24 protein-coding genes and 1 tRNA gene are annotated in these 22,703 nt (G+C 72.8%); 15 read left to right on the forward strand and 10 right to left on the reverse strand.

The annotated features are described in order from the left end of the window. Positions 1-48: 48 nt before the first annotated feature. Positions 49-957: a LysR family transcriptional regulator gene (locus tag AC07GB_RS03095; RefSeq protein ID WP_478841479.1), complete on the forward strand. Its 909-nt coding sequence runs from the start codon at positions 49-51 to the stop codon at positions 955-957. Positions 958-961: 4 nt separating this feature from the next. On the opposite strand, the gene AC07GB_RS03100 is transcribed toward AC07GB_RS03095, so the two are convergent. After that, a complete protein-coding gene (locus AC07GB_RS03100) occupies positions 962-2,563 on the reverse strand; it encodes an ABC-F family ATP-binding cassette domain-containing protein (RefSeq protein ID WP_478841480.1) in 1,602 nt (533 codons plus the stop codon). A 313-nt stretch (positions 2,564-2,876) separates the two neighbouring features. Between AC07GB_RS03100 and AC07GB_RS03105 the strand changes: the two genes are divergently transcribed. Beyond that, the gene (locus AC07GB_RS03105) at positions 2,877-3,470 is read left to right on the forward strand and encodes an HhH-GPD-type base excision DNA repair protein (protein ID WP_478841481.1); all 594 of its coding nucleotides are present in this window, start codon (positions 2,877-2,879) and stop codon (positions 3,468-3,470) included. Positions 3,471-3,526: 56 nt separating this feature from the next. Here AC07GB_RS03105 and AC07GB_RS03110 read toward each other — a convergent pair whose 3' ends face one another. Beyond that, the gene (locus AC07GB_RS03110; RefSeq protein WP_478841755.1) at positions 3,527-5,020 is read right to left on the reverse strand and encodes a helicase HerA-like domain-containing protein; all 1,494 of its coding nucleotides are present in this window, start codon (positions 5,018-5,020) and stop codon (positions 3,527-3,529) included. A gap of 276 nt (positions 5,021-5,296) precedes the next feature. Between AC07GB_RS03110 and AC07GB_RS03115 the strand changes: the two genes are divergently transcribed. Then, complete coding sequence (locus tag AC07GB_RS03115; protein WP_003955420.1) at positions 5,297-5,593, forward strand: type II toxin-antitoxin system VapB family antitoxin; 297 nt, start codon at positions 5,297-5,299, stop codon at positions 5,591-5,593. Positions 5,594-5,717: 124 nt separating this feature from the next. Beyond that, a complete protein-coding gene (locus AC07GB_RS03120) occupies positions 5,718-6,368 on the forward strand; it encodes a LytR C-terminal domain-containing protein (protein WP_478841482.1) in 651 nt (216 codons plus the stop codon). Between the two features lie 42 nt (positions 6,369-6,410). On the opposite strand, the gene upp is transcribed toward AC07GB_RS03120, so the two are convergent. Continuing rightward, entirely contained in the window at positions 6,411-7,046 is a 636-nt protein-coding gene (gene upp, locus AC07GB_RS03125) for a uracil phosphoribosyltransferase (protein ID WP_144004265.1), read from the reverse strand. Positions 7,047-7,186: 140 nt separating this feature from the next. Between upp and AC07GB_RS03130 the strand changes: the two genes are divergently transcribed. From AC07GB_RS03130 to AC07GB_RS03165, 8 genes are all read left to right on the forward strand, one after another. Then, positions 7,187-7,354: a hypothetical protein gene (locus AC07GB_RS03130; protein ID WP_478841483.1), complete on the forward strand. Its 168-nt coding sequence runs from the start codon at positions 7,187-7,189 to the stop codon at positions 7,352-7,354. 190 nt (positions 7,355-7,544) lie between these two features. Further along, the gene (locus AC07GB_RS03135) at positions 7,545-8,093 is read left to right on the forward strand and encodes a tRNA adenosine deaminase-associated protein (RefSeq protein WP_478841756.1); all 549 of its coding nucleotides are present in this window, start codon (positions 7,545-7,547) and stop codon (positions 8,091-8,093) included. 101 nt (positions 8,094-8,194) lie between these two features. Next, positions 8,195-8,626, forward strand: a complete 432-nt coding sequence (gene tadA / locus AC07GB_RS03140) for a tRNA adenosine(34) deaminase TadA (RefSeq protein ID WP_478841757.1) — start codon at positions 8,195-8,197, stop codon at positions 8,624-8,626. 80 nt (positions 8,627-8,706) lie between these two features. Further along, positions 8,707-8,791: transfer RNA gene (locus AC07GB_RS03145), tRNA-Ser, on the forward strand. Positions 8,792-9,233: 442 nt separating this feature from the next. Next, entirely contained in the window at positions 9,234-9,413 is a 180-nt protein-coding gene (locus AC07GB_RS03150; RefSeq protein WP_030677182.1) for a hypothetical protein, read from the forward strand. A 9-nt stretch (positions 9,414-9,422) separates the two neighbouring features. Continuing rightward, a complete protein-coding gene (locus AC07GB_RS03155; protein ID WP_478841484.1) occupies positions 9,423-9,716 on the forward strand; it encodes a Dabb family protein in 294 nt (97 codons plus the stop codon). 263 nt (positions 9,717-9,979) lie between these two features. Then, positions 9,980-10,807, forward strand: a complete 828-nt coding sequence (locus AC07GB_RS03160; protein ID WP_478841485.1) for an RNA polymerase sigma factor SigF — start codon at positions 9,980-9,982, stop codon at positions 10,805-10,807. Between the two features lie 243 nt (positions 10,808-11,050). Further along, entirely contained in the window at positions 11,051-11,953 is a 903-nt protein-coding gene (locus AC07GB_RS03165) for an RNA polymerase sigma factor SigF (RefSeq protein ID WP_478841486.1), read from the forward strand. A 476-nt stretch (positions 11,954-12,429) separates the two neighbouring features. Here the strand turns inward: AC07GB_RS03165 and AC07GB_RS03170 are convergent, their stop codons facing one another. Next, positions 12,430-12,639 carry a hypothetical protein gene (locus AC07GB_RS03170; protein ID WP_478841487.1) on the reverse strand — a complete coding sequence of 70 codons (210 nt, stop codon included), beginning with the start codon at positions 12,637-12,639 and terminating at the stop codon, positions 12,430-12,432. A 173-nt stretch (positions 12,640-12,812) separates the two neighbouring features. Between AC07GB_RS03170 and AC07GB_RS03175 the strand changes: the two genes are divergently transcribed. The 3 genes from AC07GB_RS03175 (at position 12,813) to AC07GB_RS03185 (ending at position 16,777) form a co-directional block, all read left to right on the forward strand. After that, complete coding sequence (locus tag AC07GB_RS03175; protein ID WP_478841488.1) at positions 12,813-13,286, forward strand: MarR family winged helix-turn-helix transcriptional regulator; 474 nt, start codon at positions 12,813-12,815, stop codon at positions 13,284-13,286. A gap of 95 nt (positions 13,287-13,381) precedes the next feature. Continuing rightward, on the forward strand, positions 13,382-15,829 hold the full coding sequence (locus AC07GB_RS03180) for an MFS transporter (RefSeq protein WP_478841758.1): 2,448 nt from the start codon (positions 13,382-13,384) through the stop codon (positions 15,827-15,829). 129 nt (positions 15,830-15,958) lie between these two features. Beyond that, on the forward strand, positions 15,959-16,777 hold the full coding sequence (locus tag AC07GB_RS03185; RefSeq protein ID WP_478841489.1) for a YceI family protein: 819 nt from the start codon (positions 15,959-15,961) through the stop codon (positions 16,775-16,777). A gap of 4 nt (positions 16,778-16,781) precedes the next feature. Here the strand turns inward: AC07GB_RS03185 and AC07GB_RS03190 are convergent, their stop codons facing one another. From AC07GB_RS03190 to AC07GB_RS03215, 6 genes are all read right to left on the reverse strand, one after another. Continuing rightward, positions 16,782-17,555: a TetR/AcrR family transcriptional regulator gene (locus AC07GB_RS03190; protein ID WP_478841490.1), complete on the reverse strand. Its 774-nt coding sequence runs from the start codon at positions 17,553-17,555 to the stop codon at positions 16,782-16,784. Between the two features lie 104 nt (positions 17,556-17,659). Beyond that, positions 17,660-19,195, reverse strand: coding sequence for an MFS transporter (locus AC07GB_RS03195; protein ID WP_478841491.1), 1,536 nt, complete (start codon positions 19,193-19,195; stop codon positions 17,660-17,662). 140 nt (positions 19,196-19,335) lie between these two features. Continuing rightward, positions 19,336-20,085 carry a response regulator transcription factor gene (locus AC07GB_RS03200; RefSeq protein ID WP_478841492.1) on the reverse strand — a complete coding sequence of 250 codons (750 nt, stop codon included), beginning with the start codon at positions 20,083-20,085 and terminating at the stop codon, positions 19,336-19,338. 192 nt (positions 20,086-20,277) lie between these two features. Beyond that, positions 20,278-21,132, reverse strand: coding sequence for an amidohydrolase family protein (locus AC07GB_RS03205; protein WP_478841759.1), 855 nt, complete (start codon positions 21,130-21,132; stop codon positions 20,278-20,280). A gap of 100 nt (positions 21,133-21,232) precedes the next feature. Continuing rightward, the gene (locus AC07GB_RS03210; protein ID WP_478841493.1) at positions 21,233-21,634 is read right to left on the reverse strand and encodes an antibiotic biosynthesis monooxygenase family protein; all 402 of its coding nucleotides are present in this window, start codon (positions 21,632-21,634) and stop codon (positions 21,233-21,235) included. A gap of 164 nt (positions 21,635-21,798) precedes the next feature. Then, positions 21,799-22,701, reverse strand: a complete 903-nt coding sequence (locus tag AC07GB_RS03215; RefSeq protein ID WP_478841494.1) for a DUF2797 domain-containing protein — start codon at positions 22,699-22,701, stop codon at positions 21,799-21,801. Positions 22,702-22,703 lie beyond the last annotated feature (2 nt).

Here is a 22,703-nt window from a genome sequence, read left to right on the forward strand (position 1 = left end):
GTGGAGCCAGAATTAAGCAGGGCTACATTCGCCGCGTAAGGTGGGCGCATGCTCGACATGCGGCGCTTGCAGATCCTGCGGTCGGTCGTCAGCAGCGGCTCGGTCACCGCGGCGGCCCGGAACCTCGGCTACACGCCGTCGGCGGTCAGCCAGCAGATGGCGGCCCTGGAGAAGGAGGCGGGCGTCGCCCTCCTCGAACGGACGGGGCGCGGAGTGCGGCCCACCGACGCCGGACGGCTGCTCGCGGACTGCGCGGCGGCGCTCGGGCGGCACGTCGCCGAGGCGGAGACCGCGCTCGCGGACCTGCGGACCGGGCGCACCGGCCGGATCTCGGTGCGGTACTTCGCCACGGCGGGCGCCCGCCTCGTCGCGCCCGCCCTCGCCCGGCTGCGGCGGGAGCACCCGGGCGTGCACACGGAGCTGCGGCTCGACGAGGACCCGCTGCCGGAGGTGAAGGCGGGCCGCGTGGACCTGGCGCTCGTGGTGCGGCGCCACGACGCGCCGCCGGTGGACGGCGTCCGCTTCGTCCACCTCCTCGACGACCGCTACCGCGCGGTGCTGCCCGCGGGCCACCGCCTGGCCCGCGGGGACAAGCTCGACCTCGCCGAACTCGCCGGTGAGCCCTGGGTGGGCAGCGAACTGCCGGGGCCCTGCCTGGACGCGGTGCTCGACGCCTGCGCGGCGGCGGGCTTCACCCCGGACCCCGTCGTGGACAGCGGCGACTACGCGACGGCGCGGGGCTTCGCCGCCGCGGGGGTGGGCGTGACCCTGGTGCCGGGACTCGGCCTCGCCGGGGTCCCGGACGAGGGCCCGGACGTTGTCGTACGCCGTGTCGCGCGCCCCGAACCGGTGCGGTCGATCTGGGCGGCGGTCCGCGCGACCGCTCCGGAGGGCCCGGTGCCGCGGGCCTTCATCGGCGCCCTGCGCGAGGCGGCGGCCGACGCGGCCGCCGCCTGACCGCTCAGGCCAGCGCGACCAGCTCGCGGTACTCCGCGTTCCACAGGTCCTCGGTGCCGTCGGGGAGCAGCAGCACCCGGTCCGGCCGCAGCGCGTCGAGCGCGCCCTCGTCGTGGGTGACCATCACGATCGCCCCCGGGTACGTGCCCACGGCCGCGAGCACCTCGTCGCGCGAGGCCGGGTCGAGGTTGTTGGTCGGCTCGTCGAGGAGCAGCACGTTGGCGCCCGAGTGGACGAGCCCGGCGAGGGCGAGGCGGGTCCTCTCACCGCCGGAGAGGACGCCCGCGGGCTTGTCGGCGTCGTCGCCGCGGAACAGGAAGGAGCCGAGCACGCGCCGCACCTCCCCGCCGGTCAGCTGGGGCGCGGCCGCCGCCAGGTTCTCGCGGACGCTCGACCCGGTGTCCAGGGTGTCGTGCTCCTGCGCGAAGTAGCCGAGCCGCAGGCCGTGCCCGTGCACCACGCGCCCGCCGTCGGGGCGCTCCCGCCCGGCGAGCAGCCGCAGCAGGGTGGTCTTCCCCGCCCCGTTGAACCCGAGCACGACGAGCCTGCTGCCCCGGTCGACGGCGAGGTCCACGCCCTTGAGCACGGACAGGTCCCCGTACGACTTCTCCAGGCTCACCGCGCCGAGCGGCGTGCGGCCGCACGGGGCGGGCTCGGGCAGCCGGATGCGGGCCACCTTCTCGCCCCGGCGCACCGGCTCCGTCGCGGAGAGCATGCGATCGGCGCGCCGGACCATGTTCTTGGCGGCGGTCGCGGTGGCGACGCGCGCCCGCATCTTGTCGGCCTGGGTGCGCAGGGCGGTGGCCTTGCGCTCGGCGTTGGCGCGCTCGCGGGCCCGGCGCCGGTCGGCGGCGGCGCGCTGGTCCAGATAGGCGTGCCAGGTGGTGTTGTGCACGTCCACGGCGGCGCGGGCCGGGTCCAGGTGCAGCACCCGGTTGACCACGGCCGCGAGCAGCGAGGTGTCGTGGCTGATCAGCACGAAGCCACCCGGGTACCCGGCCAGATACCCGCGCAGCCATTCCACGGAGTCGCGGTCCAGGTGGTTCGTGGGCTCGTCGAGCAGCAGTACGTCGTGGTGCGCGAACAGGACGCGGGCCAGCTCGACGCGGCGCCGCTGCCCGCCGGACAGCTCGCCCACGGGCCGCGCGAGCACGCGCTCGGGCAGCCCGAGGCCCGCGGCGACGCGGGCGGCCTCGGACTCGGCCGCGTAGCCGCCGCGGGCCTGGAACGCGTCGTCCGCGCGGGCGTACGCGGCGAGGGCCGCGCGCTCGGGCCCGGCGCCGGAAGCCGTGGCCAGGGCGGTCTCGGCGGCCCGCAGCGCGCGCACCGCCCGGTCGAGACCGCGCGCGGACAGGATCCGGTCGCTGACGGTGGCCGCCGGGTCGGCGGCGGCCGGGTCCTGGGCGAGGACACCGAGGGAGCCGGTGCGCGTCACGGTGCCCGCGGCGAGGGGCACCTGCCCCGCGAGGGCCTTGAGGAGGGTGGTCTTGCCCGCGCCGTTGCGCCCGACGAGGCCGACCCGGTCACCGGGCCCCACGTGGAAGGACACCCCGGCCAGCAGGGTCCGGGCACCGACGCGCAGATCGAGGTCACGTACAGAAATCAAGGGAATACGCTCCGCACTAGCGAAAGGACACACGGGTGACGTGAAGGCGTGTGTCCTGGCTAGGAAATGCGGGGCGTCGACATGGGTCCGAGGGTACGGCGACGGTCGGCGGGGCCGCACACGATTTTTCCCGGCCCCGACCTAGCGGCCCGCACGCCGTCGTCCTGGGCTCGGCCGAGATCATCCAGCCCGTCCGGCGTTCGAGGACAAGCGCGGTAGCGCGGTGCTGTGAGCCGGACCAGCGAGGGCGCTCAGGCCAGGACGCGGCGGCTGCCGCCCTGCGCGCCGGGGCCGCCCGGGGGATGATCGGCCCATGGACAAGGACGTCACCCTGCACCTCGCCCAGGAGGCCGAGGCCGACGCGCTCCTGAGCCGCAGCCCGCTGGCCGCGCTCGTCGGGATGCTCCTGGACCAGCAGGTCCCCATGGAGTGGGCGTTCGCGGGCCCGTACACGATCGCGCGGCGGCTGGGCGCGGACGACCTCGACGCACACGAGATCGCCGCGTACGACCCCGAGGCGTTCGCCGCGCTCCTGGCCACGAAACCGGCCGTGCACCGCTACCCCGGCTCGATGGCCGGGCGCGTGCAGAAGCTCTGCCAGTACCTGGTCGAGCACTACGACGGCGACGCCGCGGGGATCTGGCGGGACGCGGGCAGCGGCAAGGAGCTGCTCGGCCGCCTCACCGACCTGCCCGGCTTCGGCAAGCAGAAGGCCCAGATCTTCCTCGCCCTGCTCGGCAAGCAGCTCGGCGTGCGCCCCACGGGCTGGCGGGAGGCCGCGGGAGCCTACGGCGAGGCGGGGTCCCACCGCTCGGCGGCGGACATCACGGGCCCGGAGACGCTGCACAAGGTCCGCGCCTACAAGCAGGAGCAGAAGGCGGCGGCCAAGCGGGCCGCGTCGAAGTAGCCGCCCGGCCGGTCAGCGCCACCGCCGCGCCGTCCCGGAGCAGCCGCCCGGCCGGGTCAGCGCCGCCGCCGGGCCGTCCCGAAGACCGAGCGGGAGATCTCCCGGCCCAGCTGCGTGCCCACGGACCGCAGGAGCGACTTGAACATGCCGCTGCCGACCACCTGCTCCACGACGGAGCCACCGCCCTTGGCGGCCTTGGGCGGCTCGGCGGCCGGGGCCTCGGGGACGGCGGCCGCCGCCTCCTGGAGGCGTTCGTACGCGGAGTGGCGGTCCACGGCCTGCGCGTACCGGGCGTGGAGCTGGGAGCCCCGCACCGCCCGCTCCAGGTCCGCGGCCTGCACCGGGCCCATCAGGGACCGCGGCGCCCGCAGCCGCGTCGCCGCCACCGGCGTCGGGGCGCCCTTCTCGCTCAGCACGGTGATCACGGCCTCGCCCGTGCCGAGGCCGGTGAGGACCTCCTCCAGGTCGTACGCGGAGGTGGGGAAGGTCCGCACGGTCGCCTTGAGGGCCTTCTGGTCCTCGGGCGTGAAGGCGCGCAGCGCGTGCTGGACGCGGTTGCCGAGCTGGGCGAGCACGTCCGCGGGCACGTCCTTGGGCGTCTGGGTGACGAAGAAGACGCCGACCCCCTTGGAGCGGATGAGCCGCACGGTCTGGGTGATCGACTCCAGGAACGCCTTGGACGCCCCGTTGAACAGCAGGTGCGCCTCGTCGAAGAAGAACACGAGCTTGGGCCGGTCCAGGTCACCGACCTCGGGCAGGTCGTGGTACAGATCCGCGAGCAGCCACATCAGGAACGTCGAGAACAGCGCGGGCTTGTCCTGGACGGCGGGCAGCTCAAGGACCGACACCAGGCCCTGCCCGTCCCCGGCCACCCGCAGGAACTCGCTCGTGTCGAACTCCGGCTCCCCGAAGAAGTCCCCCATGCCCTGCGCCTCGAACGTGGTGAGCGCCCGCAGGATGACCCCGGCGGTCGCGGTCGACAGGCCGCCGATGGTCCGCAGCTCCGGCTTGCCGTCGGGCGACGTCAGGAAGGTGACGACCGCCCGCAGGTCCTTGAGGTCGACCAGCTCCAGGCCCTTCTGGTCGGCGTAGTGGAAGATCAGGCCGAGGGACTGCTCCTGGGTCTGGTTGAGCTGGAGGACCTTCGCCATGAGGAGCGGCCCGAAGCTGGTCACGGAGGCCCGCACGGGGATGCCCGTGCCGATCCCGCCGAGCGCGTAGAACTCGCTGGTGAAGCCCTGCGGCGCCCAGTCCTGGCCGACCTCGCGGGCCCGTGCCGTGACCTTCTCCCCCGGCTCGCCGGGCGCCGAGACCCCCGAGACGTCGCCCTTGACGTCGGCGAGGAAGACGGGCACGCCCTGCGCGGCCAGCTGCTCGGCGACGAGCTGGAGGGTCTTGGTCTTGCCGGTGCCGGTGGCCCCGGCGACGAGCCCGTGCCGGTTGAGCATCGCCAGCGGCACGCGCACCTGCGCGTCCGGGTGGCAGCGGCCCTCCCACAGGACGGCCCCGAGGTCGAGCGCGGGCCCCTGGAAGGCGTACCCGGCGGCGATCTCCGCGACCTCGGGGGCGCTCGCAGCGGCCCCGGCGGCCCCGGTGACCTCAGCGGCCTCGGGGGGCGCCCCGGCGCCCGGGGACGCTCCGGCCGCGGACTCGTTCGGGCGGTTTGCGCCATCGGGTGTGGACGGCGTCGGCTTGCTGTCGCTCACTTCGCACCCTGCTCCCGACTGGAGAGTTCCCGCTTTGCCCCGCTTTCGGGCGGCATTTCCCAGGGTCGCACTCGGCCGCCATGGCTGCGCCCGGAGAGCCTTGACCGGTAGGCTTTCCGTGTGATCTTCAAGCGCATCGGAAACGGCCGGCCGTACCCCGACCACGGCCGGGAAAGCACCCGGCAGTGGGCGGACGTCGCGCCGCGCCCGGTCCGCCTCGATCAGCTCGTGACGACCAAGGGCCAGCTCGACCTGGAGACCCTGCTCGCCGAGGACTCCACGTTCTACGGCGACCTCTTCGCCCACGTGGTCAAGTGGCAGGGCGACCTGTATCTGGAGGACGGCCTGCACCGCGCGGTCCGCGCCGCGCTCCAGCAGCGCCAGGTCCTGCACGCCCGCGTCCTCGAACTGGGCTGACGCCACCCCGCGGAGCGGCCCGCGCACCGGGGCCCAATTCCGCGTTGGCCCTTTCGGGTTGGACTGCGCGGCCGGTAATGATCATCTAGTAGGCATCGCGCCCGGGCCGCACTACGCTGCGCCCATGAGCATGCTCACTCCCCCCGGCATGGGCGGCAAGTACCGCATCACGGGGGACAAGTATCCGCGAATGCGCCGCCCGAGCGGCCGCCGCAGGATCGTGCTCGCGGCCGTGGCGGCCCTCGCCGCGTTCGGCCTGATCGGCTGGGGCACCCTGCAACTCGTCGACGTCTTCACGGGCGGCGACGAGGCGTCCGCGGCCGGCGCCGGGGACTGCGTGGAGAAACCGGCCCGCAAGGCCGTGGCGAAGCAGGCCGCACCCCTGCCCGAGCCCCGCAGGATCACCGTGAACGTCTTCAACGCCACGCCCCGCGAAGGCCTCGCCAAGAAGACCGCAGACGACCTGAAGAAGCGCGGCTTCACCGTCGCCAAGTTCGACAACGCCACGAAGGCGTACGACAAGAAGGTCAAGGGCCCCGGCATAGTGCTCGGCCCCCGGTCCGCCCTCGACACCGCGCTGCCCGTGCTCGCCACGCAGCTCACCGGCGCCGAGAAGCGCACCGACGGCCGCAAGGACGCCACGGTCGACCTGATCATCGGCGCCGGGTTCAAGGGCCTGGCACAGGAGAAGGACGCCGCCAAGGCCCTGGCGGCACTCGCCAAGCCCTCACCGGCGCCCTCCCGGCCGTCGTCGGGCGACGGCGAGAACTGCTGAGCGCGCACCGCACCACGACGGTACGGCGAGCTGTCGTCCGGCTTATTCAGCCGTCCCGTACATGCGGTCCCCGGCGTCGCCGAGGCCCGGCACGATGTACCCGCTGTCGTTCAGGTGCTCGTCCACCGCGGCCGTGACCACGGTGACCGGCGTGCCCGCCAGCTCCCGCTCCATGACCTCGACGCCCTCGGGGGCGGCGAGAAGCACCACGGCCGTCACGTCGTCCGCGCCGCGCTTGATCAGCTCCTGGATCGCCGCGACCAGGGTGCCGCCCGTGGCGAGCATCGGGTCGAGGACGTACACCTGGCGGCCGGACAGGTCCTCCGGCATGCGCGTCGCGTACGTGGACGCCTGGAGCGTCTCCTCGTTGCGGATCATGCCGAGGAAGCCGACCTCGGCCGTGGGCAGCAGGCGCACCATGCCGTCGAGCATGCCGAGCCCGGCCCGCAGGATCGGCACCACGAGGGGACGCGGGTGCGACAGCTTCACGCCGGTCGTCGACACGACCGGGGTCTCGATGTCGACCTGCTCGGTGCGCACGTCCCGGGTGGCCTCGTACGCGAGCAGGGTGACCAGCTCGTCGGCCAGGCGCCGGAAGGTCGGGGAGTCGGTGCGCTTGTCGCGCAGCGTGGTGAGTTTGTGCGCCACCAGCGGGTGGTCGACGACGTGGATCCGCATTGTTCAACAGTAACCGGGCGAAGCGCCCCCTCCGTCCCCCGCGGGCCCCACCCGCCCGCTCGGGACCTCCCCGTCCCTCCGTTGGCATCAAGTCGGCCCTCGGGGGGAAGGTGGTCGTACGAACTGGGGTGGTGTGGCCGATGCCCGACCGGGAACGCCGCGAGACCGACGCGGAGCGCCGCAGGCGCCGTGCCCAGTTCCTGCACGAGCTGGCCGAGGCCCGCGAGCTGCGGGCCCGGGTGACACCGCGCCGCGCACGGGCGGCCCGACTGCGACAGGCGATGCGTATGCGCACGTTCCGCTGGTAGCCGCGGGGGCCGCGGCGTCGAAACGGCATGTGATTCGCAACGCGACGCGGACACAGCGGCCGGAAGACCTCTCCTGAAGCCGTTGTTTCTGCCACGATTCCGAGTGGGCGGGGCTTGGCACCGCATTCCCGCCCCCGACGTCCGCCGGGGGGATCCCCAACCGGCGCCTATGAACAGTGGGAGAGTCACGGTGTACTTCGCCGCACTGCTCGCGCGCACCGAAGACGGGTGGGAAGCGAGCGACACGGAGCTCGACGATGTGGAGACCCTGTCGGATCTGACCGACCTGGCCCGTGAGGCCGCCGCCGAGTCGGGCGGCGCCGACGACGAAACAGTGCTCGTCTTCATCGAGCAGGAAGACGCGTGGTTCGGCGTCGTCCGCGTGGACGGCGAGGAGGACCCGCGCATCTACGTCTCGGACGCGGCCGCCGCCGCCCGCAGCGCCTACGGCGAGATCCTGCTCACCGACGAGATGCTGGGACGCGATCCCGACGACGGCGCCGTCGACCTGGACACGCTCGACCTCGACGGCACGGAGGACGGCGAGGACGGGTCGGGCGACGACGAGACGGACGCGGGGGGCGGCGAGGCCGTGCCCGCGGGACCGCTCGGGGACCGGGAGATCCTGAGCGACCTCGGCGTATCGGAGAAGGAGCTGCTCGCCCTGGAGAGCGGCGACGCCCTCAACGAGATCGCCGACGTCCTGGGCGCCGCGGAGGTGCTCGAAGCGGTCCGCTGACCACGTCCGCGCGACACGGCGGGCGCATCCGTAAGGTTCGTCGTGTGGCCCCTCCTGTGAACCCTCTCCCCGACCCCGTACGGGACCGCTGGCTGGCGCCCATGCGGCTCGCCCTGGACGAGGCCGGACTGGCCGTCCGGGGCGGTGACGTGCCCGTCGGCGCCGTCGTGCTCTCCCCGGACGGCGAGACGGTCCTCGCACGCGGCCACAACGAACGTGAGGCGGCCGGCGACCCCACCGCGCACGCGGAGGTCCTCGCGCTGCGCCGGGCCGCCGCCGCGCTCGGCTCCTGGCGGCTGCCCGGCTGCACCCTCGTCGTCACCCTGGAGCCGTGCGTGATGTGCGCGGGCGCGCTCGTGCAGTCCCGCGTGGACCGGGTCGTGTACGGCGCCCGCGACGAGAAGGCCGGTGCCGCGGGCTCTCTGTGGGACCTCGTGCGCGACCGGCGGCTCAACCACCGCCCCGAGGTCGTCGAGGGCGTCCTCGCCGACGACTGCGCGAAGCTGCTCACCACCTTCTTCCGGGGGCGGTAGCGGGCCCCACCCGGGCCCGGCGGAGGTCTGGCCGGGAACGGATTTCAGAGCACGGCCCACCTTGGGCTAGGATCTCTCTCGGTAGCGTGTCCGAGCGGCCGAAGGAGCTCGCCTCGAAAGCGAGTGTGGCGCAAGTCACCGAGGGTTCAAATCCCTCCGCTACCGCTCTTCACACAAAGGGCCCCGTCCTCACGGACGGGGCCCTTTGTCGTTACTGCCCTTCGTCTGCCCTCTGCTGCGGAACACGCCCCTGACTCACGTCGTCACGCCCCGGAGGGCGGGGGAAGCGGCGACGGGGGGGTGCCGCTCCCCCCGATGAGGACCGGCACTCTCAAGTCCGCGCCGCCACCGGGGGAAGAGGCGGCGCGAACCCCGCAGTGGAGGCCGGAACCGGGCCCGCGGATTCCTGCCGGATCCCTCGGGCTCACGTCCATCCTGCGCCGGACCCCACCGCGGCACCGGAGGCCAACGGCCCAGGAGCGGGGGTCATTGGTCCTTAAAAACCAGGTGAGTTAGCGCCACGTTAGACTCGCCCGGCAACAGGCGGCAGCGGCAAGGACAGAGGGTTACGGGGGCACGGGATGAGCGAAAACGGGGAGGGCACCGCGTGAAGGACCCAAAGAAGCTCATTCTCTTCGTCCTTGTGGTGTTCGTCCTGTACGTGATCATCACCGATCCGGCCAAGGCCGCCGACTACGTACAGGTCGGCTTCGAGGGCATCTCGGACGCCGCCAAGGCCATCGGCGACTTCATGACATGGGTCGCCAACGGGGGCAAGGACGACTAGGAGCACCTGATGATCCGCCATCTGGTCCTGTTCAAGCTGAACGACGGCGTCGAGCGCGACGACCCGCGCGTCGCCGCGGGCGTCAAGGCCTTCGAGCAGCTCGGCGGCCTCATCCCCGAGCTGACGTTCTGGGAGTGCGCCTGGAACATCTCCGAGCGTCCCATCGCGTACGACTACGCCATCAACTCCGCCGTCGCCGACGCCGGCGCGCTCACGCGCTACCTGGAGCACCCCGCCCACCAGGCGGGCGTCGCGCTCTGGCGCGAATTCGCCACGTGGGTCATCGCCGACTACGAGTTCTGAGCACGCGCCGCCGCGCGCTCCGACGAGCCCCTCCCGGGCTCCGGCAGCCCTTCCCGAGCGGCCCCGCACCTCAACGGTGCGGGGCCGCTTCGCGTTTCACCGCGCCGGTGCTTCGCGCCGACCCGCCGTCCCGTTCCCCGCCGTTCCGGCCGTCTCAACACGGAGTTATGGGGTGCTTGCACACAGTGCACATGTCTTGTGATGCTATGACCGCTTTTGACGGATGAGTTGACCGAACTGATCGGGTCGACCGATTCGAAGGGGTGGCGTTGACGTTGCCGGCCAGTTCTGCGCCCGAAGCGCCTCCCGCGAAGGGGCCCACGAGCACCCGGGGCGCCGACACGCGGGCCCTCACCCAGGTCCTGTTCGCCCAGCTGAAGGAGCTGGAACCGGGCACCCCCGAACACGCCCGCGTACGCGCCGCGCTCATCGAGGCCAACCTGCCGCTCGTGCGGTACGCCGCCGCGCGCTTCCGCAGCCGCAGCGAGCCGATGGAGGACGTCGTCCAGGTCGGGACCATCGGGCTCATCAACGCGATCGACCGGTTCGACCCGGGCCGGGGCGTCCAGTTCCCCACCTTCGCGATGCCGACCGTGGTGGGCGAGATCAAGCGGTACTTCCGCGACAACGTGCGCACGGTGCACGTGCCGCGCCGGCTGCACGAGCTGTGGGTGCAGGTCACCGGGGCCACGGAGGACCTGACCACAGCCTTCGGACGGTCCCCGACCACCGCCGAGATCGCCGAGCGGCTGCGGATCGGCGAGGACGAGGTCCTCGCCTGCATCGAGGCCGGGCGCTCGTACCACGCGACGTCCCTGGAGGCCGCGCAGGAGGGCGACGGGCTGCCCGGGCTCCTCGACCGGCTCGGGTACGAGGACCCCGCCCTGGACGGGGTCGAGCACCGGGACCTGGTGCGGCACCTGCTCGTGCAGCTGCCCGAGCGCGAGCAGCGCATTCTGCTGCTGCGGTACTACAGTAATCTGACCCAGTCTCAGATCAGTGCCGAATTGGGCGTCTCCCAGATGCATGTGTCAAGACTGTTGGCCAGAAGCTTCGCGCGGCTTCGATCCGCAAATCGGATCGAGGCGTAACCGTATCGGGTGGAGCGGTCTTCCGGCCGTTGCCGACGGGGAGTTGGGCGAAATCGGCCGAGACCCTTTCCTTCCTGCGGGTACGTCACCCTCACTTGTCGACAAGTCACTACAGCGTGTTGCCGACATGTGACATTCTGCTGGAACCGCGTTTGCCGCAGCTCCGGCTCCGGTATTCAGGTGGAGGCTGCGTTCCTTCGGTGGGGCGCAGGCCGCGACCGTCCGCGACCTCAAGGGGGTGGCATGTCCGCAGACCAGGGCAGCTCGAAGGTGCTCACGCTCACGCTCGAAGGCAGCGAGAGCGCGTCCGCGCCCGACGCGCTTCAGGGTTCCGATGCCGCTCCTCCGGCCGTGCCGGAGGCCGCCGTCCCGGCGGCTCCCGAGGCCATTGACACCCGCACCCTGTCCCGCTCCCTCTTTCTGCGGCTCGCCGCGCTCGATCAGGACAGCCCCGAGCGCGCGTATGTCAGAGACACCCTCATCGAGCTGAATCTGCCGCTCGTGCGGTACGCGGCCGCGCGCTTCCGCAGCCGGAACGAGCCGATGGAAGACATCGTCCAGGTCGGCACCATCGGGCTCATCAAGGCCATCGACCGGTTCGACTGCGAGCGCGGGGTCGAGTTCCCCACGTTCGCGATGCCGACCGTGGTCGGGGAGATCAAGCGGTTCTTCCGGGACACGAGTTGGTCGGTGCGGGTGCCCCGGCGGCTCCAGGAGCTGCGGCTCGCGCTCACCAAGGCCAGCGACGACCTCGCGCAGCGGCTCGACCGGTCGCCGACCGTGCCCGAGCTGGCGGCCGTGCTCGGCGTCTCGGAGGAGGACGTCGTCGACGGCCTCGCGGTGGGGAACGCGTACACCGCCTCGTCGCTCGACTCCCCCGCGCCCGAGGACGACGGCGGCGAGGGGTCGCTCGCGGACCGGCTCGGGTATGAGGACACCGCCCTTGAGGGCGTGGAGTACCGGGAGTCGCTGAAGCCGCTGCTCGCGAAGCTGCCGCCGCGGGAGCGGCGGATCATCATGCTCCGCTTCTTTGCGAACATGACGCAGTCGCAGATCGGTGAGGAGGTCGGGATCTCTCAGATGCACGTCTCCCGGCTGCTCACCCGGACCCTTTCCCAGCTTCGCGAAGGGCTCATCTCGGACTGAGGGCTCGCTTCCGCGCCGGTTGGAGGTTCGTTCTCCGTCGGTCGAGGATTCGCTCCCGTCGACTGAGGGTTCGCTTCCGCGCCGGTTGAGGGTTCGTTCGCCCCGCGCCGGCCGGGGGTTCGCTCCGCGCCGGCCGGGGGTTCGCTCCGTGTCGGCCGGGGGTTCGCTCCGTGTCGGCCGGGGGTTCGCTCCGTGTCGGCCGGGGGTTCGCTCCGTGTCGGCTGAGCATTCGTCGGTCTGTGTCCGCCGTCGTCCTGCGCCCTGCGCCGGGTGTGCGGCGGGGCCCCGCCGGTATGTCCGTCCTCGCCGTCATGTGCGCGGGGCGGACTCCCGCGCGGGGCACTGCCGTTGCTGTGCTCCGGGCGGACATACCGGCGTGTCCCCTCACGTTTCGTCGGCGGCCGTCCCCCGGTGGTTCCGAACTGCGGCGTCAAAGAGACTTGGCCGGTTTGTGTCGGCGCTTGGCGTGTTCCCGGCTACTTCAGAGCCAGCCAGGCCACGGCCGCGACGATGGCGATCGCCGCCACGACGCCGATGATCAGGCCGATGCGCGGGCCCGCGGGCGCCTGCTGCGGCCGTGAGCGGCCCTGTGGGGTCTCGTCGACGAAGGCGCGGAACATCTGCGTGGAGCCGGCCGGGTCGTGCTGACCCTCGGGGCCCTGCGGGGCATGGGGGTTGTGTGCCATGGGGCAGGACCCTAGCGAATCCGGGGTGTTCCGCCCAACCCCCCTCTGACCGGGGACTTTACAGAGGGGGGTACTGAGCTTTGCCAGGGTTTTAGGGGGCTGGGGCCGATTTCGTTTGCCTGTGGCAACCAACCGCTTTTATCGTTGCCCTAAGCAACGAAAGTGAGGGTGTCGTGGCCGCTCAGCGTCAGTACGAGGAGCTGGCCCGCCAGCTCAGCGCCATCGGCGCCGTCAAGCGCGACCTCGCACGGATCCTGCCGCACGACTGCCCGGCGGGCTCCGCGGCCGTACTGACCCTGCTGAGCCGCTACGGCGAGATGCGGATGGGCCGGCTCGCGGAGCTGCTCGCGGTGGACATGTCGGTGACCAGCCGGCACGTGGCGCACGTCGCGGAGCGGGGCTGGATCGACCGGTCCCCCGACCCCGCCGACAAGCGCTCGCGCATCCTGCGTCTCACCCCCGCCGGTGAGCGGCAGATGGAAGTGCTCTCCGAGTCCACCACGCGGCTGCTCTCCGAGCGGCTCAGCGACTGGTCCGACGACGAAGTCGGCCTGCTCACCGCGTTGATGGCCCGGCTCCGCGACAGCTTCGGTGACTGCAGGTCCGCCGCGCCGCGCGTCACGGCACCCACCCGTACACCCGCGTAAGAACCAGGAAAAGGAACCCCATGGCAACATCCACACCGTCCGGTGTGCGGGGCAGCCATGCCAAGCACGGAGGGCATCAGCACGACAACGCGCCGATGACCCACCGCCAGATCATGGAGGCGCTCTCCGGCCTTCTGCTCGGCATGTTCGTCGCGATCCTGTCGTCGACGATCGTCTCCAACGCCCTGCCCGAGATCATCGGCGACCTCGGCGGCGGTCAGTCCGCCTACACCTGGGTCGTCACCGCCGCGCTGCTGTCCATGACGGCCAGTACTCCCCTGTGGGGCAAGCTGTCCGACCTGTTCAGCAAGAAGGCGCTTGTTCAGATCGCCCTCGTCATTTATGTCCTCGGGTCGGTCGTCGCCGGGCTTTCGCAGAACGCGGGCATGCTCATCGCCTGCCGTGTGGTGCAGGGCATCGGCGTCGGCGGTCTGTCCGCGCTCGCGCAGATCGTCATGGCCGCGATGATCGCCCCGCGTGAGCGGGGGCGTTACTCCGGCTACCTGGGCGCCACCTTCGCCGTCGCCACCGTCGGTGGGCCGCTGCTCGGCGGTGTCATCACCGACACCTCCTGGCTCGGCTGGCGCTGGTGCTTCTACGTGGGTGTGCCGTTCGCCGTCATCGCTCTTGTGGTGCTTCAGAAGACCCTGAAGCTGCCCGTCGTGAAGCGGGACGTGAAGGTCGACTGGGGCGGGGCGCTCCTCATCTCGGCCGCCGTGTCGCTGCTGCTCATCTGGATCACCTTCGCGGGCAGCGGCTCCGGCAAGAAGTACGAGTGGCTGTCGTGGCAGACGTACACGATGGTCGGTGGCTCGGTGCTGCTCGGGCTGCTGTTCCTGCTCGTGGAGTCCCGGGCCAGTGAGCCGATCATCCCGCTGCGGCTCTTCCGGAACCGGACCATCACGCTCGCCTCGGCGGCCTCGCTGTTCGTGGGTGTCGCGATGTTCGCGGGCACCGTGTTCTTCAGCCAGTACTTCCAGCTGGCCCGGGGTGAGTCGCCGACCATGTCGGGCGTTCTCACCATTCCGATGATCGGTGGGTTGTTCGTCTCGTCGACTGTTTCCGGGCAGCTGATCACCAAGACCGGGAAGTGGAAGGCCTGGCTCGTGAGCGGTGGTGTGCTGCTCACCGCCGGGCTCGGGCTCCTCGGCACCATGCGGTACGACACCCCGTACTGGCACATCGCCGTCTACATGGCCCTGATGGGGCTCGGCATCGGCATGATGATGCAGAACCTGGTGCTGTGCACGCAGAACCAGGTGGACCCGCAGGACATCGGCGCCGCCAGTTCCGTGGTGACCTTCTTCCGGTCGCTCGGTGGGGCCATGGGTGTCTCCGCCCTCGGCGCCGTGATGTCCACGCGGATCACCGACTACGTGAAGGACGGGATCGCCGATCTCGGCCCTCGGGGCGCGGCGTTCGGCCACGGCGGGACCGCCGGTGGCGGCATTCCCGACCTGGACAAGCTGCCCGAGCCGTTCCGCACGGTCATGGAGAGCGCGTACGGGCACGGCATCGCCGACGTCTTCCTGATCGCGGCGCCCATCGCCTTCGTCGCGTTCCTGATCACCCTGTTCATCAAGGAGGTCCCGCTGCGGTCCGCCGCGGCGGCGGCCCAGTCCGCCGAGACCGCCCCGGCCGCCGCCGGCTCCTCCGCCGCCCCGGCCCCCGTCGAGGAGCCCGTGCTCGCCGCCGTCGCCGCGACCGCCGAGGGCGCGACCGCCGAGCAGGCGCACGCCGTCCGGGCCTCGGCCGCGCAGGCGTCCGCCCCGGCGACCGGTGGCGGGATCCCGGTACGCGGCTTCGTGCGCGGCGCCGAGAGCGCACCCGTGCCCGGCTCCGCGGTCACGCTGATCTCGCTCGGCGGGCAGCAGGTCGGGCGCTCGGTGGCGCGGGCCGACGGCTCGTACGCCGTGGACGCGCCCGGCGCCGGGTCGTACGTGCTCATCGCGGCAGCCGACGGGTTCCAGCCGCAGGCCTCGACCGTCGTGGTGGGCGACGAGCCGCTCGCGTACGACGTGCTCCTGAGCGGGACCAGCGGGCTCAGCGGAGTCGTGCGGACCGCCGAGGGCAAGGAGCCGCTGGCCGGCGCGATGGTCGTGGTGACCGACGTGCGCGGCGACGTGCTCGCCACCGGGGCCTCGGACGAGCAGGGCGCGTTCGCCTTCGGCGAGCTTGTGCCGGGCGCCGTCACCGTCGCCGTGAACGCGCCGGGGCACCGGCCCGTGGCGCTGCCCGTCGAGATCGCCGCCGTGGGCGTCACCCGGGTCGAGGCCGAACTGCGGCCCGGCGCGCGGGTGCTCGGCACCGTGCGGGCCGCCGGGGGACCGCTCGCCGACGCGCGGGTCACCCTCGTGGACGCGGCGGGCAACGTCGTGGCCGGCACGACCACCGGGGCGGACGGGGCGTACGCCTTCACCGACCTGGACAGCGGCGAGTACACCGTCATCGCGGCGGGCTACCCGCCGGTGGCCACCGCCCTGGTCGTCGCCGGGGACGGCGTCGACGGGCACGAGATCGAACTCGCCCACCCGGGCGAGTGACCGGCCCCGGTCCGGGGTGGTGCCGGCGTTTCCACGGCAGGGGACGGCCGGCCGGCACCGCCCCGGACCGGTCATTCAGGGGGCCGCGCCCCCGCGGCAAGCAGCGACAGAGCAAACGGGAGTTGTGGGATGGGGATCAGCGCGCGCGTACGGACCCGGGACGGATGGGCCGTGCCTCACGCCGTCGTGACCGTCACGGACATGACGGGGGCGCAGGTACTGCGCGTGGAGGCGGACGCGGAGGGCGCGGTGCGGGACGCCACCGCGCTCCCGGCCGGTCCGTACACCGTCATCGTGACCGCCGTCGGGTACGCGCCCGCCGCGGCCACCGCCCTGGTCACCGCGAGCGGCCGCGCCGAGGTGGGTGAGGTGGTCCTCGCCCGCGCGGGCGGCGCCGAGCTGCCCGCGGCCGGGCCGTGGACGATCGACCCCGCGCACTCCTCCGTGGGCGCGGTCGCCCAGCACCTGGGGATCTCCAGCGTGCACGGGCGGTTCACCGAGTTCTCCGGGCGCGTGGAGGTCGCGGAGGACCTGGCGAAGTCCCGCGTGGAGGCCGTGATCCGGGCCGCCTCCATCGACACCGGCAACGGCCTGCGCGACGAGCACCTGAAGGGCGCCGACTTCCTGGACGTGGCGGCGTACCCGGAGATCACCTACCGGTCGACGGGCCTGGAGCCCGCGGGGGCCGACCGCTGGACCGTGCGCGGCGAGCTGGCCATGCGCGGCGTCGTGCGGCCCGTGGACCTCGATCTGGTCTGCCTCGGCACCGGCGCCGACCCCTGGGGCGGCACCCGCGCCGCCTTCCGCGCCACCGCCGAGCTGCGGCGCGAGGACTTCGCCATGAACTACAACCAGGTCGTACGGGCCGGGATCGCCGCCATCGGCACGACGCTGCGCGTGGAGCTGGACATCCAGGCGGTGCGCGGCGAGGAACTGCCGGGGGCCTAGGCCCTCAGGAGCGGGACAGCAGGCCCTCGATCCCCGCGATCAGGAGGTCGAGGGCGATCTCGAAGTCCCGCTCCCACATCTCGACGACCGTGGCCTCGGTGCGGGAGTTCATCAGCTCCTGGGCGCTGCGGATCGTCTCGTTGCCCGACATCTCCTCGTTCACCGTGCCGACCGCGTCGCGGAAGTACTCGTCGAGGGTCATCCCGGCGTCGTCGCAGCGGGCGATGAAGTGGCCCTCTATCGTGCCGAAGCCGTACACGAACTGGAAGACCGCGGCGATCGCGCCGTTGCGCTGCTGGGGCGCGAGGCCGGTGTTCCGCACGACGCGCTGCACGGCGAGGGAGTACCGCAGCCAGTTCGGGCCGATGTTCAGGAACTGGCCGACCAGCGGCGACACCCACGGGTGGCGGACCAGCAGCGCCCGGTAGGACCGCGCGAGGTCGCCGAGCTGGGTGCGCCACGCGGACGGGTCGGTCTCGGTGTCGGGCAGGCGGACCTCGGCGCAGACCGAGTCGAGGGCGAGTTCGAGCAGGTCGTCCTTGGTGTCCACGTACCAGTACACCGACATCGCCGTGACCTCAAGCTCAGCGGCGAGGCGGCGCATGGAGAACTTGGCGAGCCCCTCCGCGTCCAGGAGCCGGACCGTGGCCTCGGTGATGCGCTCCCGGTCCAGACCGGACGGCTGGTCGCCCCTGCGGCCCGAGCCCCGGGGCGCCCTGCTCTCCAGCCAGACGCTCATGCGCGCCGCTCGCTTCGCGCGGTCGGCTGCCTTCGCCATGGCGCACCTTCCTGGTACGGGTCCTGCTCCCGGTGGGTGGGGCGGGGGGTCGGAACGCTCCGGCCACCCGCCTTCGATGCTATGCCGGTGCCCGCGCCACGGAGCTACGCGGACGGCTGCTCCACGGTTTCCCGCGGGTGCTCGCCCGCTTCCGTCCTGCCGGCCCGCCACAGCAGCACCGCCGCGACGGCGCCGCCGAGGAACACCGCGGCCGCGCCCACCAGCTGGCTGGTCTCCAGGCCCGAGGAGAACGCGTCGGCGACGCGCTCCCGCTCGCCCGCCGAACCCGCCGCGGCCATGGCCGCGGGGAAGGAGGCGGCGGAGACCCCGGCGAGCGCCGCGAAGCGGGCGTTGAGGACGGCGCCGAGGACGGCCACGCCGAGGCCGTTGCCGAACTCCGCGAGCGTGCCGTTGACGCCCGCGCCCACGCCCGCCTTCTCCGGCGGGATCGCGCTCATGATCGCGTTGGCCATCGCGGGCATGGCGAACGAGATGCCCGCGCCCATCAGGACGAGCCCGGCGAACATGCCCGAGTAGGCGTGGCCGCCGAACACCGCGATCACCGCGAGCCCGCCCGCCATCATGGTCATGCCGGTCAGGATCGTGCCGGGCGTACCCAGCTTGGCGTGCAGGCGCGCGCCGATGCCCACCATGTTCAAGGCCACCACGGCGACCGCGAGCGGCGCGGTGCGCAGGCCGGCCTCCAGGGGTTCGTACCCGAGGACGAACTGGAGGTGCTGGGTGAGCAGGTAGAGCGAGCCGCCCATGCCGAAGGCGACCAGGATCGCGCCGGTCACCGCGCCCACGAACTGCTTGTTCCGGAAGAAGTGCATGTCCAGCATCGGGTAGGGGATCCGCGTCTCCCAGACCGCGAACACGGCGAGGACACCCAGGCCGACGCCCGCCGCGACCAGGACGTGCGCCGACGTCCAGCCGTGCTCGGGCCCCGAGATGATCGCGTACACGACCGAGGCCATGCCGATCGTCGAGAGCACCGCGCCGGCCAGGTCGGGCCGGTCGCCCTGCGGGTTCCTGGACTCGGGGACCAGGCGGACCACGGCGACGACGCCGAGCAGCGCCACCGGGATGTTGATCAGGAAGATCGAGCCCCACCAGAAGTGGTTCAGCATGAAGCCGCCGAGCAGCGGTCCCGCCGCGAAGCCGAGGGAGTTCACGGTCGCCCACAGGCCGATCGCCCGCACCCGCTCGTCGTCGTCGAAGATCTGCACGACGACGGCGAGGGTGGTGGTCATCAGGAGCGCGCCGCCGACGCCCATCCCGGCGCGGGCCGCGATGAGCTGTGTGGCGGACTGCGCGAGGCCCGCCGCGAGCGAGCCCGCGCCGAACAGGACGAGGCCCGCGGTCAGCATCTTCTTGCGGCCGTAGCGGTCCGCCGCGCTGCCCGCCGTGAGCAGCAGGCCCGACTGGACGAGCGAGTACGCGTTGATCATCCACTGGATGTCGGACGACGTGGCGTCAAGCTCGCGGGTGAGCGACGGGATGGCGACGCTCAGCACGGTGTTGTCGAGCAGCACCGTGAGCTGGGCGAGGCAGATGACACCGAGGATCAGCCAGCGCCGCGGGTGCCGGTCCCGGGGCGTGGCGCCTGCCCCGGGGGGCTCGGCGGTGGTCGCCGTCATGGAGGGCTCCTGTCTTCTACGGTGTATGAGGCCGAACGCGTCATACACCGTAGAGGAGCTGCCTTACGGCGTACAAGAAGTTTTCGGAGGAACTCACTCCGGCAGGCCGTGGGCCGGGCCCGGAGCGTGGGCCCAACGGCTCATGCCGCTACCGGGGCGGGCTTGATCAGGTAACCCGCGCCCCGCCGGGTGTGGATCATCGGCTCGCGGCCTGCGTCGATCTTCCGGCGCAGATACGAGATGTACAGCTCGACGACGTTGGCCTGGCCGCCGAAGTCGTAGCTCCACACCCGGTCGAGGATCTGCGCCTTGCTGAGCACGCGCCGCGGATTGCGCATCAGGTACCGCAGCAGCTCGAACTCGGTGGCCGTGAGGTGGATGGACTGCCCGCCGCGCGTCACCTCGTGGCTGTCCTCGTCGAGGGTGAGGTCGCCGACGGCGAGCACGGACTCGCCGCGCCGCCCGGGCGCCGCCCCGGCCCGCCGGATCAGGCCGCGCAGCCGCGCGACGACCTCCTCCAGGCCGAACGGCTTGGTGACGTAGTCGTCCCCACCCGCCGTGAGCCCGGCGATCCGGTCCTCGACGGCGTCCTTGGCGGTCAGGAAGAGGACCGGCACCTCCGGCAGTTCCCGCCGCACCCGGCCGAGCACGGACAGGCCGTCCGCGTCGGGCAGCATCATGTCGAGCACGACGACATCGGGCCGGAAGCTCCGCGCGGCCCGCACGGCCCCCAGGCCGTCACCGGCACTGCGGATCTCCCAGCCCTCGTAGCGCAGCGCCATGGACAACAGCTCGGTGAGCGCCACCTCGCCGTCCACGACGAGCACGCGAACGGGACGCCCGTCCGGCCTGAGCAGTTCGGTACGCCCCTGGGGCGAGGTCGTGGTCATGCCCTCAGCGTCGACGCGGGGGGTGAGAGGGGGCTTGCGGGTTCCTGTGAATTCCCTAAGAAGGGTGGCGGGGCCGGGGCGGGGCCGGGGCCCGGGGCGGGGCGGGGCGGGGGCGCGGGGCCGGGGGCGGTGCCCTGCGAGCCGGGCGGGGCAGCGCCCATGAAGCCCTCGCGCAAGGCCTCACCCAAGGCCTCACTCAAGCCCGAACAGCCGCGCCCCGTTCCCGTGGCACACCCCCCTGAGCCACTCGTCCCCGAGGCCGAGTCGCTCCAGGGCCTCCAGCTGGTGCCCGTACCCGTACGGGATGTTGGGGAAGTCCGTGCCGAGCAGCACCCGGTCGCCGAGGTGCGCGAGCCGCGCCCGCTCCGCGCGCGGGAACGGCGCGTCCCGCTCGCTGAAGTCCGTGAACGCCATCGTGGTGTCGAGCCGCACCTCCCCGTACCGCTCCGCCAGGTCCAGGAAGTCCGCGTACTCCGGCATCCCCATGTGCGCCACGACGAGCCGCAGCCGGGGGTGGCGCGCGAGCAGCCGCCCCACCGGCGCGGGCCCGGTGTGCTTGCCGGGCACCGGGCCGGAGCCGCAGTGCATCACCACCGGCGTCCCAGTCTCGGCAAGAAGTCCCCAGGCCGGGTCGAGCAGCGCGTCGTTCGGGTCGTACGCCCCCACCTGCACATGCGCCTTGAACACCCGGGCCCCGGCCTCGACCGCCTCCCGTACGTACCCCTCGACGCCGGGCTCGGGGAACAGCGTCGCCGTGTGCAGACAGTCCGGCGTGCGGGCCGCGAAGTCCGCCGCCCAGCCGTTGAGCCAGCGCGCCATGCCCGGCTTGTGCGGATACAGCATCGCCGTGAAGGCCCGCACCCCGAACTCCCGCAGCACGGCGAGCCGACGCTCCTCGTCGTGCCGGTACTTGATGGGCCACTTCCGGTTCGTCAGGGGCCCGACCCCGTCGAAGTACGCCCACACTTTGGCGAGGACACGCTCCGGCATGAAGTGCGTGTGCACGTCGACGAGCCCCGGAAGGCCGAGCCTTCGCCAGAACGCCACGACGGCCTCGGCCTCGCCGTGCTCCTCGCGCCCCTCCCCGCGCCCCTCCCCGCGCCCCTCCCCACCGCCTTCCCTCCCGCCGTCCCGCAGCACTCCGGCCTCACTCACCACGGCCGGCCACCCCCGTCCCCCGGCCCTGCCCATAACTCCGCTCCACCTTGCCCACGTGCACCACGTACCGCTCGTACCACTCCTCCCGGCCCCGCTTCCGCGCCACGCTGTGCTCCGGGTCGTCCCGCCACGCCTTGATCGCGTCCAGGTCCCGGAAGTACGCGACGGTGATGCCGAGGCCCCCGGGCGTGCCCGCCGAGTCGACCCCGAGGAAGCCGGGGACCGCCGCCACCAGCTCGTCCATGCGCCGCGCGGTCTCGTCGTAACCGTCGCCGTCGTCCCCGTCGGAGCGCAGGCCGGTGAACACGACGGAGTAGTAGGGCGGTTCGAAGGGCCCGACGGGGCCGGTCACGTCGGGTATGTCCTGCCGGCTCAGCTCGTGATCAGTCATGGCACCCACCGTCACCGCCGGCAGAACCCCCTGTCCACCTCGGCGAGCCCGCCTTGCCGAACGGGCAGCCAGTTTTGACCTTCCGGTCAGCAAAGGGGGCCCGGGCGGGAGGAGTCGCTGGGGCGGATGGCCGCCGGAGGGGGCGCGCCGCGCCCCCTCCGGGCTCAGAACAACCCGCCCTGCACCGCGGGTATCCCCCGCACCGGAACCGTCATCTCCGCTTCCCCCGCCACCGCTTCCAGCCGCCACCCGCTCAACACCCGCCCGTCGACGACCACCACGCCTCCGCTTCCCGTCCCCCGCCGCACCTCCAGGTGCAGATCCGGCCCCGCCGCCCCGACCAGCGTGCCCGCGACCACCCCGCCGTCCACCAGCTCGGTCACCGCCCCCTTCGCCTCCTTGGGCTCCCCGGCGAGCCCGAACACCCCGGTGTGGTCCACGCACGCGTACGCCAGCCGCTCCAGCGAGTCGGGCCACCCGCCGAGCCCGCTCGCCGTCCGGTGCAGCTCCGCCAGCTCACGGGCCCGCTCGGCCGGGGGCGGCAACCGTGCGCGCAGGGCCCTCTTGCGCGCGTACGGGATCCGGTCCGGCACGCCGAGCGCGGTGCGCAGCAGCTCCTCGGTGCGGCGCGCGGCCATCAACGGGCCGCGCCCCAGCCAGCTGTACGCCACCGCGCCCTGCTCAAGGAGGCGCGTGCCGCCCCGTGCGACCCCGGTGATGCCGACCTTCACCACGCCGGGGCCGAACCACGCCACGTACACGTGATACGGCCGCGGATCGTCGGCGAAGGTGTCCGCCGCGACCGAGTGCGCCCGGTCGACGCGCGCGCACTCCTCGCACTGCCCGCGCGTGGCCCGCCCCGCCACGCCCGCGCCCGCGCCCGCCGGGCACGGCGTCCACCGCCCGGCGCGCCACACCCCGAGACACCGCCGCCCGCCCCTGGCACGGAAGGCGAGCGCGGCACCGTACACCGGCGCACTCTCGCGCGGCTCCCGTCCGGGCGCGTACCAGCCGAGGGCGGGCCTGCCCTCCGCGTGCCACCGCACCCCCGTGCACCACCACGTCATGG

The organism is Streptomyces sp. NPDC045778, from assembly GCF_056431945.1.

Coding starts and splice junctions, on each gene's coding strand:
- AC07GB_RS03095 (WP_478841479.1), top strand. CDS start 49: ATGCTCGACATGCGGCGCTTGCAGATCCTGCGGTCGGTCGTCAGCAGC.
- AC07GB_RS03105 (WP_478841481.1), top strand. CDS start 2,877: ATGGACAAGGACGTCACCCTGCACCTCGCCCAGGAGGCCGAGGCCGAC.
- AC07GB_RS03120 (WP_478841482.1), top strand. CDS start 5,718: ATGAGCATGCTCACTCCCCCCGGCATGGGCGGCAAGTACCGCATCACG.
- upp (WP_144004265.1), bottom strand. CDS start 7,046: ATGCGGATCCACGTCGTCGACCACCCGCTGGTGGCGCACAAACTCACC.
- AC07GB_RS03130 (WP_478841483.1), top strand. CDS start 7,187: ATGCCCGACCGGGAACGCCGCGAGACCGACGCGGAGCGCCGCAGGCGC.
- tadA (WP_478841757.1), top strand. CDS start 8,195: ATGCGGCTCGCCCTGGACGAGGCCGGACTGGCCGTCCGGGGCGGTGAC.
- AC07GB_RS03155 (WP_478841484.1), top strand. CDS start 9,423: ATGATCCGCCATCTGGTCCTGTTCAAGCTGAACGACGGCGTCGAGCGC.
- AC07GB_RS03165 (WP_478841486.1), top strand. CDS start 11,051: ATGTCCGCAGACCAGGGCAGCTCGAAGGTGCTCACGCTCACGCTCGAA.
- AC07GB_RS03170 (WP_478841487.1), bottom strand. CDS start 12,639: ATGGCACACAACCCCCATGCCCCGCAGGGCCCCGAGGGTCAGCACGAC.
- AC07GB_RS03180 (WP_478841758.1), top strand. CDS start 13,382: ATGACCCACCGCCAGATCATGGAGGCGCTCTCCGGCCTTCTGCTCGGC.
- AC07GB_RS03185 (WP_478841489.1), top strand. CDS start 15,959: ATGGGGATCAGCGCGCGCGTACGGACCCGGGACGGATGGGCCGTGCCT.
- AC07GB_RS03190 (WP_478841490.1), bottom strand. CDS start 17,555: ATGGCGAAGGCAGCCGACCGCGCGAAGCGAGCGGCGCGCATGAGCGTC.
- AC07GB_RS03195 (WP_478841491.1), bottom strand. CDS start 19,195: ATGACGGCGACCACCGCCGAGCCCCCCGGGGCAGGCGCCACGCCCCGG.
- AC07GB_RS03200 (WP_478841492.1), bottom strand. CDS start 20,085: ATGACCACGACCTCGCCCCAGGGGCGTACCGAACTGCTCAGGCCGGAC.
- AC07GB_RS03210 (WP_478841493.1), bottom strand. CDS start 21,634: ATGACTGATCACGAGCTGAGCCGGCAGGACATACCCGACGTGACCGGC.
- AC07GB_RS03215 (WP_478841494.1), bottom strand. CDS start 22,701: ATGACGTGGTGGTGCACGGGGGTGCGGTGGCACGCGGAGGGCAGGCCC.